This is a genomic window from Curtobacterium sp. MCBA15_005 (assembly GCF_001864855.1).
Taxonomy (GTDB): Bacteria; Actinomycetota; Actinomycetes; order Actinomycetales; family Microbacteriaceae; genus Curtobacterium; species Curtobacterium flaccumfaciens.
Window position 1 is genome coordinate 1931 of the sequence record NZ_MJGL01000005.1, and the last position, 402, is coordinate 2332.

General features: G+C 71.9%; 1 pseudogene. It reads right to left on the reverse strand.

From position 1 onward, the window contains the following. Window positions 1-237: pseudogene (locus tag BIU89_RS18755) on the reverse strand (transporter); the annotation flags it as partial. Window positions 238-402 lie beyond the last annotated feature (165 nt).

Sequence of the window (402 nt, forward strand, 5' to 3'; positions counted from 1 at the left end):
GCCGTAGCGCTCGAGCTTCGCCCGCTGGTGCCCCTTGTGCGCGTCCTCAACGGCGAGCGGGTGCAACCCGAACTCGTCGGCGACGGAGGCCAGTTCGTTGGCGGTCGGTCGGAACAGCCCGATCCAGGCCATCGCGCCCCTCCCGGCGGCGTCGAGCGCTTCGTCCGTGCGCCCGAGGTCCGCGGGCGAGTCCGTCCGCGTTCCGTTGACGTAGATGCCGTTGTCGATGAGGGCCACCGGTGTCCTCCTGGTTCCGTGGTGCGTGCGGGCAACCTGCCGATCATGCCGGACCGCCGACGGCGCGAGCGCTTCCCTGACGGAGCCCTCACGCTGCGCGCCGGATTCCTGTCGGAGTCCTGACACGCCCTGGGCGCGACCCCGGGACGGACTGGAGGCACGGTG